Below are 17622 nucleotides of genomic sequence, written 5' to 3' on the forward strand. Positions count from 1 at the left end.
GGCGCCGGGGCCGTGCCGCCGGCGTCGCCGCTCCCGCCGCAGGCGCCGAGCATGGCGCCCGCTGCCGTCGCCCACGCGACGATGAAGAATCTCGCTCCGTTGCTTGCCTGCATGGTCTTCCCCCTGGTGATGGGGCGGGACTCTACGGAGTGTGAAAGCGCCCATCAAACGACGAATGCTGATCGGCGGGATAAGAGACGCTTATGCGAGCGCCCGGCGCTGCGGGAGTTTGCAAGCGCTGTCAGGACCGGCGCCATCACGGAATCGCGGGAAGAACCTGAGTGATGTGACAAGTGAGGGGACGACCGCCGGCGCGATGAGCCGGCAGCCGACTCGGGGTTCACCATGAGCCGGGGGTTTTCACTCCACCGGGGTCAGCTTCGCGACGGAGAGCGCCAGCCACTTCATGCCATGCCGCCCGAAGTTGATCTGCGCCCGCGCATCGTCGCCGGCACCTTCCAGCGTGACGATCACGCCTTCGCCGAACTTGGTGTGGAACACGCTCTGCCCGGTGCGCAGGCCGTGGCTCGACGTGGTCTTCGGCCCGCCCGGCTGCGCCACCGACGACGGCCGCGGCTCGACCCTTCCCGCGCCGACGATCGAGTTCAAGCCCGATCCGCGTGCCCACGCCGCCTGGTACTCGCGCGCAAACCCCGAGCCGAAGCCCTGGTTGCGCGGCGTGATCCACTTCAGCGCCGCCTCGGGCAGCTCGTCGAAGAAACGGCTCTTGACGTTGTAGCGCGTCTGCCCGTGCAGCATGCGCGTCTGGCTGAAGCTCAGGTACAGCCGCTTGCGCGCCCGCGTGATCGCGACGTACATCAGCCGCCGCTCTTCCTCGATCCCGTCGATGTCGGAGACGCTGTTCTCGTGCGGGAACAGCCCCTCTTCCAGCCCGGTGATGAAGACCGCGTCGAACTCCAGCCCCTTGGCCGAGTGCACCGTCATCAGCTGCAACGCGTCCTGCCCGGCCTGCGCCTGGTTGTCGCCGGCCTCCAGCGAGGCATGCGTCAGGAAGGCCGCGAGCGGCGACATGATCTCGCCGGTCTCGGCATCGGGCGTCTGATCGAGCGCGGCGATCGTCTCGGCACTGCCGTGCTCGTCGACCGGCAGCGCCACCGCGTTCTTGCCGAAGCCCTCCTGCGTGACGAAGGCCTCGGCCGCGTTGACCAGTTCATCGAGGTTCTCGAGCCGGTCCTTGCCTTCCTTGTCGGTCTTGTAGAAATCGATCAGGCCCGACGCATGCAGCATGTGCTCGATGATCTCGCGCAGCGTCTGCCCGCGTGTGGCCTCGCGCATCGTGTCGACCAGCGCGGTGAAGGCCTGCAGGTTGCTGCCGGCCTTGCCGCTCAGCGCACCGACGCTCTGGTACAGGCTGCGCCCGCTCTGGCGCGCCGCATCCTGCAGCTGCTCGATCGAGCGCGCGCCGATGCCGCGCGTCGGGAAGTTGACGACGCGCAGGAAGCTGGTGTCGTCGTTCGAGTTCTCGATCAGCCGCAGGTAGCTCAGCGCGTGCTTCACCTCGGCGCGTTCGAAGAAGCGCAAGCCCCCGTACACCTTGTACGGAATCGCGGCATTGAAGAGCGCGCTCTCGATGACCCGGCTCTGCGCGTTGCTGCGGTACAGGATGGCGATGTCGCGGCGCGCGATGCCGTCGCGGTGCAGTTGCCGCGCCTCGTCGACGAACCACTGCGCCTCGGCGAAATCGCTGGTGGCCTCGTAGACGCGCACCGGCTCGCCGGGCCCCGCCTCGGTGCGCAGGTTCTTGCCGAGCCGCCGCGTGTTGCGCGAGATCAGCTCATTCGCCGCATCGAGGATGTTGCCGAACGAGCGGTAGTTGCGCTCCAGCTTGATGACCTGCTCGACATGGAACTCGCGCTCGAAATCGGCCATGTTGCCGACCTGCGCGCCGCGGAACGCATAAATGCTCTGGTCGTCGTCGCCGACCGCCAGCACCGCGGCGTGCGGGCCGGCGAACATCTTCAGCCAGGCGTACTGCAGCTTGTTGGTGTCCTGGAACTCGTCGACCAGGATGTGCCGGAAGCGCCGCTGGTAGTGATCGCGCAGCGGCGCGTTGTCGCGCATCAGCTCGTAGGTGCGCAGCATCAGCTCGGCGAAGTCGACCACGCCCTCGCGCTGGCACTGCGCCTCGTAGGCCTCGTAGACGCGCACCAGCGTGCGCTCCTGCTCGTCGCGCTGCTCCACGTCCTTCGGGCGGCGCCCTTCTTCCTTGGCGCCGGCGATGAACCAGGTGACCTGCTTTGGAACGAAGCGCTCTTCGTCGAGGTTCATCGACTTGATCACCCGCTTGACGGCCGACAGCTGGTCGGCCGAATCGAGGATCTGGAAGCCCTGCGGCAGCCCGGCGAGCTTCCAGTGCGCGCGCAGGAAGCGGTTGCACAGCCCGTGGAAGGTGCCGATCCACATGCCGCGCACCGGCACCGGCAGCATCGCGCTCAGGCGCGTCAGCATCTCCTTGGCGGCCTTGTTGGTGAAGGTGACCGCCATCACGCCGCCGGGCGTCAGCTGGCCGGTCTGGATCAACCACGCGATGCGCGTGGTCAGCACGCGCGTCTTGCCGGAACCGGCGCCGGCCAGGATCAGCGCCGGGCGGGCCGGCAGCGTCACCGCGGCGAGCTGCTCGGGGTTCAGGTTGTCGAGGAGGCGGCCGTCGGCACCGGGGTCGCGTTGGGGGGAGAGGTGCTCGCTGGAGCCGTCGTCATGCATCCGTCGATTGTAGGGATGGACGCTGCCGGGACGCTTTCCTACGATGCCTCTTTGGTCGGAGGGCCGAGATGGATTCTGGCTTCACCACGCCGCGCGGCACGCAGCGCCTGCCGTGGGTCGACACCGCCAAGGCGGTGGGCATCGTGCTGATGTTCTACGGGCACGTGGTGCAAAGCCGCGCCGGTGGCGACAACGCGTCCGCGATCGACCAGCTGAGGCTGATCTACGCGTTCCACATGCCGCTGTTCTTCGTGCTGGCCGGGCTGTTCTTCCACCCGGTGGCCAAGTGGCTGCCGCGGCTGCGCACGCTCGCACAGTTGCGCCTGGTGCCGGTGCTGTTCTTCGGGCTGCTGCTGCTGCCGCTGTGGTCGCTGAGCGCGGTCAAGCACCACTTCGCGTGGTGGTACTACGCGCAGCCGCTCGGCGCGGCCTACCTGCGCGGCATGCCGGAGCTGAACTGGGTGACCTGGTTCCTGGTGTGCATGTTCGTCTGCGAGGCGATGGCGCTGGTGTTGCTGCCGCGGTTGCGGCACGTCGCGGCACGGCTGGCGTTCGCGGCCGCCTGCATCGTCGGCGGCGTGTTCCTGTGCAACCACGGCGATGCGCTCGAAGGCGGGGTCGCGCAGGTCAGCCGCGTCTGGTTCGTGCGCGAAGCGATCGTCGCGCTCGGCTTCTACACGATCGGGCAGGTGCTGCGGCCCTTCCTGCAGCAGCTCGCCACGCACCGCGGCATCGCGCTGTTGGTGACGCTCGCCTGCACGAGCGCGCTGCTCGCAACCTACCGGCTGAACCACCCGCACGACGCGCAGGCGGTGATGATGGCGGCGGCCCAGCACGGCGACGCGCTCGGTTTCGCGTTCAGCGCGCTGGCCGGCACGCTGGCGGTGATCGGGCTGGCGATGCTGCTGCCGGCCACGCGGGTGGCGGCCTGGATCGGCCGCAACAGCCTGCCGCTGATGGGGCTGAACGGCGTGTTCTTCCACTTCTTCAATCCGAAGCTGGCCGAGAGCATCGCGCTGGCCGACACCCCGCTGGCCGTCACCGCCTATGCCGCGGCGATCAGCGCGGTGTCCTTGCTCGCGTGCGTGCCGCTGGTGGCGCTGCTGAACCGCTTCGTGCCGCAGTTCATCGGCAAGGCACGCCCTCCGGCAGCGGCCGGCACAGAAACAGGACCGGCCGAGGGGGCAAGCCCCGCCGCGTAGAATTCGTCACCGGGCCCAAATTTTGGCGCCCGGTTTTTCGTTTCGGCGCCCTCGCATTGCTTCGAGGCCTTCCGCCGGCCGGCCGGGTTCCAAGTCAAGCGCTCTTCATCACCCTTTGGAGCCTGACCATGGAAATCTTCGACTACGACAACGTCCTGCTGCTGCCGCGCAAGTGCCGCGTCGAGAGCCGCGCCGAATGCGATGCCTCGGCCGAACTCGGCGGCCGCACGTTCAAGCTGCCGGTGGTGCCGGCCAACATGAAGACGGTGGTCGACGAGCCGATCACGCAGTGGCTGGCCGCCAACGGCTACTTCTACGTGATGCACCGCTTCGACCTCGACAACGTCGCGTACGCGAAGCGCATGCGCGACCTCGGCCTGTTCGTCTCGATCAGCTCGGGCGTGAAGGCCGACGACTACGCGGTGATCGACCGGCTGGCGGCCGACGGTGTCGGCGCCGACTACATCACGATCGACATCGCGCACGGCCATGCCGAGAGCGTGCGCAAGATGATCGACCACATCCGCCAGCGGCTGCCGGCGACCTTCATCATCGCCGGCAACGTCGGCACGCCGGAGGCGGTGATCGACCTGGAGAACTGGGGCGCCGACGCGACCAAGGTCGGCATCGGCCCGGGCAAGGTCTGCATCACGCGGCTGAAGACCGGTTTCGGCACCGGGGGCTGGCAGCTGAGCGCGCTGAAGTGGTGTGCCCGCGTCGCGACCAAGCCGATCATTGCCGACGGCGGCATCCGCGACCACGGCGACATCGCGAAGAGCGTGCGCTTCGGTGCCGCGATGGTGATGATCGGCTCGCTGTTCGCCGGCCATGAAGAGTCGCCCGGCAAGACGGTCGAGGTCGACGGCAAGGTCTTCAAGGAGTACTACGGCTCGGCCAGCGACTTCAACAAGGGCGAGTACAAGCACGTCGAAGGCAAGCGCATCCTCGAACCGGTGAAGGGCAAGCTGGCCGACACGCTGCGCGAGATGCGCGAAGACGTGCAGAGCTCGATCAGCTACGCCGGCGGCACGCGGCTGAACGACATCCGCAAGGTGAACTACGTGATCCTGGGTGGGGACAACGCGGGGGAGCACCTCCTCATGTAAGGACGGGGGGCGCCTGGCTGGCCCGTGTGTCAACCCAGACACCCGGCGACACCCGGCCCCACGAAGACGCAACCTGCGCGCAACACGGTTTCGTTTGAATCGACCCGTGCGGCAGCGCCGCGCCCGCGACTGCGGGCGGGCGCCGTCGTCCCCTCGATCCAAAGGAAATCCTGTGAAGCTGAGATTGTTCGCGCCCCTGCTCGCGGCCGTGGCGGCCGCGCCCCTCTTGTTGACCGCCTGCGGCGGCAGCAGCGGTGACGACGGCCCGGGCTATGTCCGGTTCGTCAACGCCACCTCCAGCTACCCGTCGCTGGACCTGTACGAAAACGACACGAAAGCCAGCGCTCCCGTCGTGACCAACACCGTCAGCGACTACGCGACGATCGGCTCAGGCTCCTACACCTTCTACCTGAAGCCCACCGGCTCGAGCACGGCGGTGGTGGCGACGATCCAGTCGGTCAACGACGGCGTGCACAACACGCTGGTCGCCTACAGCACGGCGGGCAGCGTGCGCACCCGCTACCTGACCGACAACGAAGCGGCACCCACCTCGGGCACCGCGAAGTTCCGCGTCTTCAACACCTCGTACGAGGCCGGCAACCTCGACGTGTATGTCACCGCACCGACCGACACGCTGACGAACGCCAGCCCGAATGCGCCGACCATCGGCGGAGAGAAGTTCTCGGGCTACGGCGAGATCACCGCCGGCACCTACCGGATCCGCGTGACGGCCGCCGGTGACAAGACCGACGTCCGGCTGGACCTCCCGTCGGTCACGCTGACCGACCAGCAGGTCCTGACGATGGTGCTGACCTCCACGCCGGGCGGCGTGCTGGTCAACGGCCTGCTGATCAACCAGCAAGGCCCGTTGCAGGCGCAGGTCAACGGCTTTGCACGCGTGCGGCTGGTGGCCGGCGCAGCGGCCTCGGCCACGGTGGCGGCGACCGTCAACGGCGTCAACCTCTCCAGCGGCACGGTCTCGACCGGCAAGCCGCCGGCGATCGGCACCTACCTGCAGGTGCCGGCCGGCGCACTGGCGGCCAGCGTGTCGATCAACGGCACCGACGTGAGCCCGACCGGCCTGACCGCCGCACCGGGTTCCGACCTGACGCTGCTGGTGCTGGGCAGTGCATCCGCGCCGCAGGTCTCGCTGATCAGCGACGACAACAGCCCGGCACTGACCAGCGGCTACGTGAAGCTGCGGCTGGTCAACGGCGTGAACGGCCTGAACGCCGCGCTGACACTGCAGGCCAACAACGGCGTGCTGACCAAGAGCTCGAACATCACGTTCGGCAACGCCGGCGACCCGACGCAGGTCATCAACAGCAGCACCGCCAGCCCGACGCCGCTGGAGGTCGATTCGGCCACCTCGTCGAACGCGCTGTACACCGGGAACGTGGCGCTGCTGACGCCGGGGGTCTACACGCTGTTCATGCTGGGGGACGCGGCGACGCCGTCGGCCGTGCTGCGGCTGGATCGCTGACCTACGGGGTCAGGACGACGTCCGGGGTTGCGGTCGCCGTCCTGATCGTCAGCGCGATGCCGAAGGCACCGTCGGCGGCGCGCGCCAGGCTCAGCGTGCCGCCGATCTGGCGCGCGATCTGCGACACGATCGCGAGGCCCAGGCCGCAGTGGCCGAGCGAGCTGCGCTGGCGGTCCAGCCGCACGAAGGGCTGCAGGGCCTGGGCGAACTCGGCGTCGTTCAGGCCCGGGCCGTGGTCGAACACCGCGATCGACACGCCGCCCTCGCAGCGGCACAGGTCGACCATCACCGGCCGCTGGCCGTAGGCGAGCGCGTTGTCGATCAGGTTGCTGAGCAGCCGCTGCACCGCGATGTCGGGCAGCAGTTCGTCGACGCCATCGCCGCGCAGCATCACGCCGGGGTCGGCATACATCGCGACCACCGCCCGCCCGGTGTCCCACAGCGGCTGCAGGCGGCCCAGCTGGATGTCGGCACCCCCCTGCACATAGGCGAGGAACTGGTCGACGATGCGCTGCACCGAGCCCAGGTCCTGCAGCAGCGCATCGCCCACCGATTCGTCGCACTGCGTCTCGATGCGCAGGCGCAGCCGCGACAGCGGTGTGCGCAGGTCGTGCGACACGCCGGCCAGCAGCTGGCCGCGCGTGCGGTCGGCCTCGTCGACGCTGCGCGCCAGCGAGTTGAAGGCGCGCGCGATCTGCTGCAGCTCGTCGCTGACGCCGGGCGGCAGCTCGATCGCCCGCAGCGCGCCGCGCCGCGTCGCGATCTCGTGCGCCAGGCGCTTCAACGGCAGCGCGATCACCCGAAAGCCGATCCACAGGCTCAGCGCGGCGGTGCCGAACAGCAAGGCCAGCAAGGCCAGCAAGGTGATCGTCGGCGCGTTGCGCGGCGACGCATGGCGGTGCACGAAATTCCAGCGCTCGCCGTCGATGTCGGCCTCGATGCGCAGCACCAGGCCGTTGCGGTCGCTGATGTCGAGCACCGCGTCATGGCCGAGCGAGCGGGTGACGATGTCCTGCAGCCCGCCCGGCAGCTCGATCGACGGCTGGCGCAGCGGGCCGACGATGTCGGCCCCGCCATCGGGGGCACCGCTGCGGCCGACCCAGAACGGGCCGTACGACAGCTCGACGGCCACGCGGTCGCGCTCGTCGGGCGGCGTCGTCAGCAGGTTCTGCTGCGCCTGGTGCGCCTCGCCGACCACCGCGACCAGCATGCCCTCGCTGAACGGCTCGAACAGCAGCGTGCGCAGCAGCAGCAGTTGCGCGATCAGCGACGCGACGCTGATCAGCCCCACCAGCCAGGTGACGCGGCCGGCCAGCGAGCGGGGCAGCCAGTGCATCAGCGCGCGGTTTCAGGCACGAACATGTAGCCGTGGCCGCGCACCGTCTGGATGAAGCGCGGCGTACCAGGGTCGGATTCGACGAGCTTGCGCAGGCGCATCACGGTGACGTCGATCGCGCGCAGCAGCAGCGATTCGCTGCGCGAATGCGAGACCGCGAGCAGCCGCTCGCGCGACACCGCGACGCCCGGGTTGGCCACCAGCTCGGCCAGCACCGAGAACTCGACGGTGCTCAGCACGCGGGTCGCGCCGTTGCGGAACAGGCAGCGCGCGCTCACGTCGAACACGCTGCCGCCGAACTTGACCGGCGCCTGGTTCATCTGCGACAGGCCCGGCGGCACGATCGCGCGGCGCAGCACGGCATGCACGCGCGCGAGCAGTTCGCGCGCCGAGAACGGCTTGCCGAGGAAATCGTCGGCGCCCATCTCGAGGCCCAGGACGCGGTCGATCTCCTCGCTGCGCGCGGTCAGGATGATGATGGGCACGCGGTCGCCCTCGGAGCGCAGCTTCTGGCAGGCCTGCAAGCCGCTCATCCCGGGCAGGCTGACGTCGAGCACCACCAGGTCGGGGCGCAGCCGGTGGATGCGGCGCAGCAGGTCCTCGGCGGTGGCCATGCCGGTGACGACCAGGCCCTGCTTCTCCAGGTAGTCGCACAGCATGGTGCGCAGCGGGTTGTCGTCCTCGACGACGTAGAGGTGGTAGGGCTTGCTCATGGGCGCTCAGCTTAGTGAGCCGGCGTTGCGCGCTTGCTTCTGGTGCGTGTCTCCACATGTCGAATCATGTCAAGCGCGGTCCGGAGGAACTCAGTCCGCCCACATCCCCGACCGTTCGCCGGGCTCCGCGCGCTGCGCCGCCCGTTGCGTGAACCGCGCCGAACGCTCGCGCGCAGACGACCCGGCCACCGGGCAGCTTCCGCTCTGCAGGTAAGCGACGGCCGCCCCGGTCAACGCCTCCGCCGGATCACCGAGCGTGCCGCTGAAGGTGTCGGTCGCGGCGCAGCTGGCGGCGATGCCGTTCCAGTACCCGCCTTCGCCGAGCGCGTTCGTGCCCTCGAAATTCACCGCGCTGTAGGTGTTGCCGCAGGACTCGCGCGGCTGGAAACCGACCGGCTTGCCGCAGGTGGCGTCGCCGATCGTCACGACGGTGGCGTAGGGCTTCAGCCCGTTGATCACCAGTTCGCTGGCCGAGCAGGTGCGCGCACCGGTCAGCACGACGATGCGGTCGAACGCCGCACCGGGCACCGAGCCGAAGACGTAGCGGCCGTTCGAAGCGGACTGGCGGGCATTGAAGGTCAGCCGCGCGAAGACCTGGTCGAGCCGGGTCGAACCGGCCACCTCGGTGGCCAGCAGCGCGGCGGTCGAGACACGGCCGCCGCCGTTGTAGCGCAGGTCGAGGATCAGCTCGGTGGCGCCGGCCGCGCGGAACTGCGTGAACGCGTCGTCCAGCGGCTGCTCGGCCTGCGTGATGAAGTCCTTCAGCACCAGGTAGCCGGCCTTCGCGCCGTTCGACAGCGTCAGCAGCCGCGTCGTCGGCACCGGTGTCAGCGCGTAGGTGCCGGCGGTCAGCGTGACGGTCTTCGCACCGCCCGGCGCGTCGATGACGAGGGTCAGCACATCACCGGCCTGCGCCGGCGTCAGCGCCGAGAAATCGTCGGCCGCCACCAGCTCGGCAGCGCTGCGGCCGTTGATGGAACTGATCACGTCGCCGCGCACCAGCCCGGCGGCGGCAGCGGGCGACAGCGCCTCGACATAGCGCACCTTCAGCGGCAACTGCAGCTCCAGCCCGTTGACCGAGACGCCGTAGCCCAGCGTGCGCCCGGCGCCGAAGAACTGGTTGTACGACGCGCTGCTCTCGATGTAGCTCCAGCGGTCGGCCGGCACTGGCGCGGCGCCGGTGAACAGCAGCGCGTCGAAGTAGTCCGGCACGCTCGCATAGGGACCGGGCTCCGGGTTCGGCGAGCGGCCGCTCCAGTAGTACCAGTCGGCCATGTAGCCGCGCAGCCAGCTCTTCTGGGTGCCGAGGTCGCAGCTCGGGGCGCCGCCGTTCAGCGGCAGGCCGTCGTCGCTGCCGCCGCAGCCGGACAGCACGAACAGCACGGCCAGGGTGGCGGACGCGAACAGCTTCGTGGGCAGTCGTCGCATGGGTGGCTCCCGTTTCAGGATCAGATACAGGATCAGGATCGCAAGCGCGTGATCCCCGCCACCATAGCAGCACGAGGCCCCCGCCTACAATTCCGCCTTCCCCTGCCCAGCCTGCGCGCCAGCTCCGTGGCCGCCGTCGATCCGACCCCATCGCACCCCTATGACCGAACTCGCCAAATCGTTCGAACCCGCCGCCATCGAAGCCCGCTGGGCACCGCTGTGGGAGCAGCGCGGCCTGTACGAGCCCACGCTGGACGCCGCCAAGCCCTCGTTCAGCATCCAGCTGCCGCCGCCCAACGTCACCGGCACGCTGCACATGGGGCACGCGTTCAACCAGACCATCATGGACTCGCTGACGCGCTGGCACCGCATGAAGGGCGACAACACGCTGTGGGTGCCGGGCACCGACCACGCCGGCATCGCGACGCAGATCGTCGTCGAACGCCAGCTCGAGGCGGCCGGCCAGAGCCGCCATGACCTCGGCCGCAAGAATTTCGTCGCCCGCGTGTGGGAATGGAAAGAGCAGTCGGGCTCGATCATCACGGAGCAGATGCGCCGCATGGGCGCCTCGGTGGCCTGGCAGCACGAGTACTTCACGATGGACGAGAAGCTCTCGCCGATCGTCACCGACACCTTCGTGCAGCTGTTCGAGCAGGGCCTGATCTACCGCGGCAAGCGGCTGGTGAGCTGGGACCCGGTGCTGAAGTCAGCCGTCTCCGACCTGGAGGTCGAGAGCGAAGAAGAAGACGGCTCGCTGTGGCTGATCCGTTACCCGTTGGCCGATGGGTCGGGCTCGCTGGTCGTGGCCACCACCCGCCCTGAGACCATGCTCGGGGACACCGCGGTGATGGTGCACCCCGACGACGAGCGCTACCAGGCGCTGATCGGCCAGCAGGTCACGCTGCCGCTGTGCGACCGCACGATCCCGGTGATCGCCGACGAGTACGTCGACCGCGAGTTCGGCACCGGCGTCGTGAAGGTCACGCCGGCGCATGACGTCAACGACTACGCCGTCGGCCTGCGCCACCAGCTGCCGATGATCGGCGTGCTCGACCTCGACGCGAAGGTCAACGACAACGCGCCCGCGCCCTACCGCGGCCTCGACCGCTTCGTTGCCCGCAAGAAGGTCGTCGCCGACCTGGACGCACTCGGTCTGCTGGTCGAGGTGAAGAAGCACAAGCTGATGGTGCCGCGCTGCGCCCGCACCGGCGCGATCGTCGAGCCGATGCTGACCGACCAGTGGTTCGTCGCGGTCAGCAAGGCCGGCCCCGACGGCAAGTCGATCGCGCAGAAGGCGGTCGACGCGGTCGCCTCCGGCGAAGTGAAGTTCGTGCCCGAGAACTGGGTCAACACCTACGACCAGTGGATGAAGAACATCCAGGACTGGTGCATCTCGCGCCAGCTGTGGTGGGGCCACCAGATCCCCGCGTGGTACGGCAGCGGCGGCGAGATCTTCGTTGCGCGCAACGAGGCCGACGCGCGGGCCAAGGCCGAGGCCGCCGGCTACACCGGCGACCTGCGCCGCGACGAGGACGTGCTCGACACCTGGTACTCGTCGGCGCTGGTGCCGTTCTCGACGCTCGGCTGGCCCGAGCAGACGAAGGAGATGGATCTCTTCCTGCCGTCCAGCGTGCTGGTCACCGGCTACGAGATCATCTTCTTCTGGGTGGCGCGCATGATCATGATGACCACGCACTTCACCGGCCGCGTGCCGTTCCGCACCGTCTACATCCACGGCATGGTGCGCGACAGCGAAGGCAAGAAGATGAGCAAGTCCGAAGGGAACGTGCTCGATCCGGTCGACCTGATCGAAGGCCGCGACCTGGCCACGCTGGTGCAGAAGTCGACCGTCGGCCTGCGCAAGCCCGAGACCGCGCCGAAGGTGGCCGCGCGCGTGAAGAAGGAGTTCCCCGACGGCATGCCGGCCTATGGCGCCGATGCGCTGCGCTTCACGATGGCGTCGTACGCGAGTCTCGGGCGCAACATCAACTTCGACACCAAGCGCTGCGAGGGCTACCGCAACTTCTGCAACAAGCTCTGGAACGCGACCAAGTTCGTGCTGATGAACTGCGAGGGGCAGGATTGCGGCCTCGCCGAGCACACCAAGGCGCAGTGCGAGCCGGGCGGCGAGTTCGCCGGCTACCTGTCGTTCTCGAAGGTCGACCGCTGGATCAGCGGCGAGCTGCAGCGCGTGGAAGCGGCGGTCGAGCAGGGCTTCACCGACTACCGGCTCGACAACGTCGCGAACGCGATCTACCAATTCGTCTGGACCGAATACTGCGACTGGTACCTGGAGCTGGCGAAGGCGCAGCTGCAGAACGGCGACGAGGCCGCGAAGCGCGCGACGCGCCGCACGCTGCTGCGCACGCTGGAGACGGTGCTGCGGCTGATGCACCCGATCATGCCGTTCGTGACCGCCGAGCTGTGGGACGTGGTCGCGCCGCTGGCCGGCCGCAAGGTGGCGGGCTCCGACGAGAGCATCGTCACCGCGCCGTACCCGAAGGCGCAGCTGGAGCGCGTCGACCCGCAGGCCGATGCCTGGGTCGAGCGCTTCAAGGGGCTGGCCGGCGCGACGCGCAACCTGCGCAACGAGATGCAGGTGACCAAGCCGGTGCCGCTGTACGCGATCGGCGACAACGACTTCGTGCGCGAGGCCGCGCCGCTGCTGCAGTCGCTGATCCGGCTGTCAGGCGTGCAAGTGTTCGACGACGAGGCCGCGTTCGCGGCGGCGACGGCCCAGCTGCCGGTCTCGGTGCAGGGCGAGACGCGCGTGGCGCTGCACGTCGAGATCGACGTGGCCGCCGAGCGCGAGCGCGTGGCCAAGGAGATCAAGCGCATCGAGGCCGAGATCGGCAAGTGCAACGCCAAGCTGACGAGCGAGAGCTTCGTCGCGCGCGCGCCGCAGGCGGTGGTCGATCAGGAGAAGCAGCGCCTGGCGGACTTCACGGCAACGCTGGATCGACTGCGACATCAAGCGGCACGCCTGGGTCCGTCGTCCTGAACTCGCGCGGTGCGCCGGGCGTGATCGCGAGCAACTCGTCGATGCGCCGGGCCACCGCCCACGAACTGCGCAGCCGCGATTCGCGCGTGGTGCTCGCCACGCGCGGCGTGACCTGCAGCGTGTCCATGCCGCTCAGCGGGCGGCCCGGCTCGGTGGCGCCCGGCTCCAGGCTGTCGAGCCAGACGGCCGAGACGCGGCCGCTGGTCAGCACGTCGGCCAGCGTCTTCTCGTCGAACAGCGCCGAGTGCGCGATGCTGACGATCACCTGGTTCGGCTTGCAGAACGGCAGGAAGCGCTCGCCCAGCAAGCCGTGGTAGCGGCTGAAGTAGTTCAACTGCACGCACACCGCATCGGAGCGCTCCAGCAGCTCGCGCAGCCCGAGCGGCGCGACCTGCCAGCGCTCCCAGACGCTGTCGCTCGCATGCAGTGACGGGTCGTAGCCGACCAGCCGCGAGCCGAAGCCGCTCAGCATCTTGGCCATCGCCTTGGCGGCCGGCGGCATGCCGATCAGCCCGACGGTGCAGGCGCCCAGCTCGCGGCCGACCAGCATGCCGTCGGAGCCGACCACCGGCACGCGGCGCAGCAGCGACAGCAGGGCGCCGATCATGAACTCGGCCTCTGCCTGCGCGGTGGCGGTCTGGCTGCGCACCACCTCGATGCCGGCGCGCGCGCAGGCGTCGAGGTCGATGTTCTCGGCACCGGCGCTGACCCGGCCGACCGCGCGCAGCACCGGCGCGTAGTGCAGCGCCTGCGCATCCAGCGCCACGGTGGGCGGCAGGATCAGCGCCCGCACGTTGTAGAGCGCCTGGCGGAAGGCCCGCGTGTCGCGCGCCAGCTCGGGCGCTTGCCGAAGCGAATAGCGCGCATCGAGCCACTGCATGACTTCTGCTTCCAGCGGTTCGATGATCAGCAAGTCCATGCGGCGTCGAGAGGCTCTGCCCTGGTGTCACAAGCCCTCCAAAAGCGCGTGACACAATGGTTTTTCGTTGATTAGTTCACACAGGGGATTGTAACTAAATGTTTGTCAACAAGGCGATCTTTCCGGTGGCGGGCCTCGGCACGCGCTTTCTTCCTGCGACCAAAGCCCAACCGAAGGAAATGCTGCCGGTGGTCGACAAGCCCCTGATCCAATACGCGGTCGAAGAGGCCTATGCGGCCGGCGTGCGCGAAATGATTTTCGTGACCGGCCGGCACAAGCGCCCCATCGAAGACCACTTTGACATGACCTTCGAGTTGGAGGTAGCCCTCGAACAGGCGGGTAAGCAAGAGTTACTGGATGTCGTGCACAGCGTGAAGCCGGACGACATGGAGTGCGTCTATGTGCGCCAGCCGCAGGCGCTGGGACTGGGTCATGCGGTGCTGTGCGGGCAGCGGCTGATCGGCAACGAGCCGTTCGCGGTGCTGCTGGCCGACGATCTGATGGTCGGGCAGAAGCCGGTGCTGCAGCAGATGGTCGAGCAGTTCGCCGAATGGCGGGTGTCGATGCTGGCGGTGCAGGAAGTGCCGCCCGAGCAGACCCGGCGCTACGGCATCGTCGACGGCCACGCGGTGAACGACCGGCTGATCGACATCACGCGCATCGTCGAGAAGCCGGCGCCGGAAGACGCACCGTCGCGGCTGGGCGTGGCCGGGCGCTACATCCTGACGCCGGGCGTGTTCACCGAGATCGCGAACCAGCCGCGCGGCGTCGGTGGCGAGATCCAGCTGACCGACGGCATCGCCGGGCTGCTGCGGCGCGAGAAGGTGTTCGCGTACCGCTACGAGGGGCGGCGCTACGATTGCGGCAGCAAGGAAGGCTTCCTGGAGGCCAATGTTGAGTTGGCGCTGGCGCACCCGGTGCTCGGGCCGGATTTCCGGAAGTACCTGAAGAACCTCGAGTTCTAGCCCTGTCAGCGGCGCCTCAGCAGGTGGATGAACTCCTCGTTCACCGCCTGCTGCTGCACCAGCTCGTTGCCGGTCTGCCGCGCGAACGCCTGGAAATCGCGCATCGACCCCGGGTCGGTCGCGATCACCTTCAGCAGCTCGCCGCTGTTCATGTCGGCCAGCGCCTTCTTGGCCTTCAGGATCGGCAGCGGGCAGTTCATGCCGCGGGCGTCGACTTCTTTCTGCGCATCCATCGCGTGTCCTTTCAGTTCGGGTCGACCGGCCGCGGCATCAGCTCGCGCCATTGCGGCGTGATGCCGCGCGCGGTCAGCCAGTCGGCCAGCGCATAGCCGGTGCCGGCCGGCCAGCATTGCACCGTCTCGGGCGTGAAGAGCTTGTACTCGACCAGCTCGGGCGACAGCTTGATCTCGCCGCGCGCCACCGCGTGGTACGCGATGATCACCTGGTTCATCCGCTGGAAATCGTAGGCGCCGATGATCTGCAGGCGCTCGACGGTCAGCGAGGTTTCTTCCATCACCTCGCGGGTGATGCCCTCCTGCGGCGTCTCGCCCGCCTCCATGAAGCCGGTGATCAGGCCGAAGTACCTGCCCGGCCACGCGGCGTTGCGCGCGAGCAGCAGCTGCCCGTCGCGGTCGGCCAGCTCGAGCACCGCGGCCAGCACCGGCGTCGGGTTGTTCCAGTGCGTCCAGCCACAGGCCGGGCAGCGCAGCCGCGTCTTCGGGCCGCCGTCTTCATCGAGCGTCACCGGCTGCAGGCCGGTCGCGCAGTTCGGGCAGAAGCGGGTTTCGTAGTTCATTGGCGTGCTCAGGCGGGAAAGACGCCGGTGGAAAGGTAGCGGTCGCCGCGGTCGCAGACCACGAACACGATGGTCGCGTTCTCGGCGCGCTTCGCCGTCTCGAGCGCGACCCAGCAGGCGCCCGCCGCCGAGATGCCGCCGAACAGGCCTTCCTCGCGCGCCAGCCGGCGTGCCATGTCTTCGGCCGCATCCTGGCTGACGTTGACCGTCTCGTCGATGAAGGTCGGGTCGTAGATCTTCGGCAGGTAGGCCTCGGGCCACTTGCGGATGCCGGGGATGCGCGAGCCCTCGGCCGGCTGCGCGCCGATGATGCGCACGGCCGGGTTCTGCTCCTTCAGGTAGCGCGAGGTGCCGGTGATGGTGCCGGTGGTGCCCATCGCGCTGACGAAGTGCGTGACCCGCCCGCCGGTGTCGGCCCAGATCTCGGGGCCGGTGGTCTCGTAGTGCACCCGCGGGTTGTCGGCATTCGCGAACTGGTCGAGCACGCGGCCCTTGCCGTCGCGCTGCATCTGCTCGGCCAGGTCGCGCGCGTATTCCATGCCGCCGCTGCGCGGCGTGAGGATCAGCTCGGCGCCGAAGGCCTTCATCGTCTGCGCACGCTCGATGCTCAGGTCCTCCGGCATGATCAGCAGCATGCGGTAGCCGCGGATCGCCGCGGCCATCGCGAGCGCGATGCCGGTGTTGCCCGAGGTCGCCTCGATCAGCGTGTCGCCGGGGCGGATGTCGCCGCGCTCCTCGGCGCGCCGGATCATGCTGATGGCCGGCCGGTCTTTCACCGAACCGGCCGGGTTGTTGCCTTCGAGCTTGGCCAGGATCACGTTGCCGCGCCGATCGTTGTCGGCGCCCGGCAGGCGCTGCAACCGCACCAGCGGCGTCTGTCCGATCACGTCTTCGAGGGTCTTGTACGGCGTCATGGGATCTCCTCGCGGGATTGTCGCAGGGCTGCGCAAGGCGCGGCAGGCACGAGGGCTTCAGGCGCCGTCGGCCGCCGCGTCCGCGGCGACCAGCGCCTCGACCACCGCGCACAGCCAGCGCAGCGCCGGGTCCTTGTCGCGGCTCGCGTGGTGGACGATCGCCACCGGGCTGGGCGGCAGCTTCAGCGGCACCGCCGCCTGCACCAGCCCGAAGTCGCGCTGCCAGCCGGCCGCCAGCACCTGCGGCACGGTGGCGATCGCCGGCACCTGCTGCAGCACGCGCGGCAGCGACGAGAAGCGCGGGCTGGTGCAGACGATGCGGCGCTTCAGCCCGAGCGCGTCGAGCGCGTCGTCGACCGTGCCGTGGAAGGCGCCGCGGTAGGTGACCATCAGGTGCGGCAGCGCGGCGAACTGCTTCAGCGTCAACTTGCCCCGGGCGCCGATCACGCCGGGCCGCGCGACGCAGCAGTACGGCACCGTCGCGAGCGGCCGGCTGCGCTGCCAGGCCGGGCCGGCGGGAAAGGCGCCGATCGCGAGGTCGAGCTGCTCCTGCAGCAGCATGTCGGCGACGCGGAAGCGGTCGGTCGCGACGACGGCGATGCGCGCGAGCGGCGCCTCGGCCGCCAGCCGCGCGAGCAGGCCGGGCAGCAGCCAGGTGTCGATCCAGTCCGGCATGCCGATCACGAAGCTGCGGTCGCTGCGCGCCGGATCGAAAGCCGGCGCATCGGAGACGACGGCCTGCAACTCGGCCAGCGCCGGCGCGAGCGCCACCTGCAACTCGAGCCCACGCTGCGTCGGCTGCATGCCGCCCTTGCCGCGCACCAGCAGCTCGTCTTGAAACAGCTCGCGCAGGCGGGCCAGCGCGCCGCTGACCGCCGGCTGCCCGAGGTGCAGGCACGCGGCGGCCTTCGACACGCTGCGCTCGCGCAGCAGCACCAGCAGCGTCACCAGCAGGTTGAGGTCGACGCCCCTGAAATCGCGTTCTCTGATAGTGCCGATCATTTCAATCGATTTGCGTGATGAAGGCTTCGATTG

General features: G+C 69.0%; 14 protein-coding genes. 5 read left to right on the forward strand and 9 right to left on the reverse strand.

Annotated elements, in window-relative coordinates; all coding sequences use genetic code 11:
- Nucleotides 1-360 precede the first annotated feature (360 nt).
- Nucleotides 361-2724: a UvrD-helicase domain-containing protein gene (locus ACXJLU_RS18185; protein ID WP_457333321.1), complete on the reverse strand. Its 2364-nt coding sequence runs from the start codon at nt 2722-2724 to the stop codon at nt 361-363.
- Between the two features lie 68 nt (nt 2725-2792).
- Here ACXJLU_RS18185 and ACXJLU_RS18190 point away from each other — a divergent pair, with 68 nt between their 5' ends.
- The 3 genes from ACXJLU_RS18190 to ACXJLU_RS18200 all read left to right on the forward strand — a co-directional run bounded on the left by ACXJLU_RS18190 (nt 2793) and on the right by ACXJLU_RS18200 (nt 6515).
- On the forward strand, nt 2793-3926 hold the full coding sequence (locus tag ACXJLU_RS18190; RefSeq protein ID WP_457333323.1) for an acyltransferase family protein: 1134 nt from the start codon (nt 2793-2795) through the stop codon (nt 3924-3926).
- A gap of 128 nt (nt 3927-4054) precedes the next feature.
- Entirely contained in the window at nt 4055-5032 is a 978-nt protein-coding gene (locus ACXJLU_RS18195; protein WP_073467905.1) for a GMP reductase, read from the forward strand.
- A gap of 172 nt (nt 5033-5204) precedes the next feature.
- Nucleotides 5205-6515, forward strand: a complete 1311-nt coding sequence (locus ACXJLU_RS18200; protein ID WP_159445492.1) for a DUF4397 domain-containing protein — start codon at nt 5205-5207, stop codon at nt 6513-6515.
- 1 nt (nt 6516) lies between these two features.
- Here ACXJLU_RS18200 and ACXJLU_RS18205 read toward each other — a convergent pair whose 3' ends face one another.
- The 3 genes from ACXJLU_RS18205 to ACXJLU_RS18215 form a co-directional block, all read right to left on the reverse strand.
- The gene (locus ACXJLU_RS18205) at nt 6517-7851 is read right to left on the reverse strand and encodes an ATP-binding protein (RefSeq protein WP_073467908.1); all 1335 of its coding nucleotides are present in this window, start codon (nt 7849-7851) and stop codon (nt 6517-6519) included.
- Nucleotides 7851-8564 carry a response regulator gene (locus ACXJLU_RS18210; RefSeq protein WP_073467909.1) on the reverse strand — a complete coding sequence of 238 codons (714 nt, stop codon included), beginning with the start codon at nt 8562-8564 and terminating at the stop codon, nt 7851-7853. Before ACXJLU_RS18210 ends, ACXJLU_RS18205 begins: the two co-directional genes overlap by 1 nt.
- Nucleotides 8565-8654: 90 nt before the next feature.
- Nucleotides 8655-9992, reverse strand: coding sequence for a S41 family peptidase (locus ACXJLU_RS18215; protein WP_457333327.1), 1338 nt, complete (start codon nt 9990-9992; stop codon nt 8655-8657).
- Nucleotides 9993-10152: 160 nt separating this feature from the next.
- Here ACXJLU_RS18215 and ACXJLU_RS18220 point away from each other — a divergent pair, with 160 nt between their 5' ends.
- Entirely contained in the window at nt 10153-12993 is a 2841-nt protein-coding gene (locus ACXJLU_RS18220) for a valine--tRNA ligase (RefSeq protein WP_457333329.1), read from the forward strand.
- On the opposite strand, the gene ACXJLU_RS18225 is transcribed toward ACXJLU_RS18220, so the two are convergent.
- Entirely contained in the window at nt 12935-13912 is a 978-nt protein-coding gene (locus ACXJLU_RS18225) for an NAD(P)-dependent oxidoreductase (protein WP_073467912.1), read from the reverse strand. The two genes, ACXJLU_RS18220 and ACXJLU_RS18225, sit on opposite strands and share 59 nt — an antisense overlap.
- Nucleotides 13913-14010: 98 nt before the next feature.
- On the opposite strand from ACXJLU_RS18225, the gene galU reads away from it, so the two are divergent.
- On the forward strand, nt 14011-14877 hold the full coding sequence (gene galU, locus ACXJLU_RS18230) for a UTP--glucose-1-phosphate uridylyltransferase GalU (protein ID WP_457333331.1): 867 nt from the start codon (nt 14011-14013) through the stop codon (nt 14875-14877).
- 5 nt (nt 14878-14882) lie between these two features.
- On the opposite strand, the gene ACXJLU_RS18235 is transcribed toward galU, so the two are convergent.
- Genes ACXJLU_RS18235 through ACXJLU_RS18250 form a run of 4 tightly spaced genes read right to left on the reverse strand, consistent with a single transcriptional unit; the run spans nt 14883 to nt 17589 of the window.
- Nucleotides 14883-15110 carry a sulfurtransferase TusA family protein gene (locus ACXJLU_RS18235; protein WP_073467914.1) on the reverse strand — a complete coding sequence of 76 codons (228 nt, stop codon included), beginning with the start codon at nt 15108-15110 and terminating at the stop codon, nt 14883-14885.
- An 11-nt stretch (nt 15111-15121) separates the two neighbouring features.
- Nucleotides 15122-15673, reverse strand: coding sequence for an NUDIX domain-containing protein (locus tag ACXJLU_RS18240; protein WP_457333333.1), 552 nt, complete (start codon nt 15671-15673; stop codon nt 15122-15124).
- An 8-nt stretch (nt 15674-15681) separates the two neighbouring features.
- Nucleotides 15682-16587, reverse strand: coding sequence for a cysteine synthase CysM (gene cysM / locus ACXJLU_RS18245; protein WP_457333335.1), 906 nt, complete (start codon nt 16585-16587; stop codon nt 15682-15684).
- A gap of 57 nt (nt 16588-16644) precedes the next feature.
- Complete coding sequence (locus ACXJLU_RS18250) at nt 16645-17589, reverse strand: LysR substrate-binding domain-containing protein (RefSeq protein WP_457333337.1); 945 nt, start codon at nt 17587-17589, stop codon at nt 16645-16647.
- Between the last annotated feature and the right edge of the window lie 33 nt (nt 17590-17622).

Source organism: Rhizobacter sp. P5_C2 (assembly GCF_054049715.1).

Bases quoted from the DNA above. Each gene is read 5' to 3' on its own strand.
- ACXJLU_RS18185 (WP_457333321.1), bottom strand. From the start codon at position 2,724: ATGCATGACGACGGCTCCAGCGAGCACCTCTCCCCCCAACGCGACCCC.
- ACXJLU_RS18190 (WP_457333323.1), top strand. From the start codon at position 2,793: ATGGATTCTGGCTTCACCACGCCGCGCGGCACGCAGCGCCTGCCGTGG.
- ACXJLU_RS18195 (WP_073467905.1), top strand. From the start codon at position 4,055: ATGGAAATCTTCGACTACGACAACGTCCTGCTGCTGCCGCGCAAGTGC.
- ACXJLU_RS18205 (WP_073467908.1), bottom strand. From the start codon at position 7,851: ATGCACTGGCTGCCCCGCTCGCTGGCCGGCCGCGTCACCTGGCTGGTG.
- ACXJLU_RS18210 (WP_073467909.1), bottom strand. From the start codon at position 8,564: ATGAGCAAGCCCTACCACCTCTACGTCGTCGAGGACGACAACCCGCTG.
- ACXJLU_RS18215 (WP_457333327.1), bottom strand. From the start codon at position 9,992: ATGCGACGACTGCCCACGAAGCTGTTCGCGTCCGCCACCCTGGCCGTG.
- ACXJLU_RS18220 (WP_457333329.1), top strand. From the start codon at position 10,153: ATGACCGAACTCGCCAAATCGTTCGAACCCGCCGCCATCGAAGCCCGC.
- ACXJLU_RS18225 (WP_073467912.1), bottom strand. From the start codon at position 13,912: ATGGACTTGCTGATCATCGAACCGCTGGAAGCAGAAGTCATGCAGTGG.
- galU (WP_457333331.1), top strand. From the start codon at position 14,011: ATGTTTGTCAACAAGGCGATCTTTCCGGTGGCGGGCCTCGGCACGCGC.
- ACXJLU_RS18235 (WP_073467914.1), bottom strand. From the start codon at position 15,110: ATGGATGCGCAGAAAGAAGTCGACGCCCGCGGCATGAACTGCCCGCTG.
- ACXJLU_RS18240 (WP_457333333.1), bottom strand. From the start codon at position 15,673: ATGAACTACGAAACCCGCTTCTGCCCGAACTGCGCGACCGGCCTGCAG.
- cysM (WP_457333335.1), bottom strand. From the start codon at position 16,587: ATGACGCCGTACAAGACCCTCGAAGACGTGATCGGACAGACGCCGCTG.
- ACXJLU_RS18250 (WP_457333337.1), bottom strand. From the start codon at position 17,589: ATGATCGGCACTATCAGAGAACGCGATTTCAGGGGCGTCGACCTCAAC.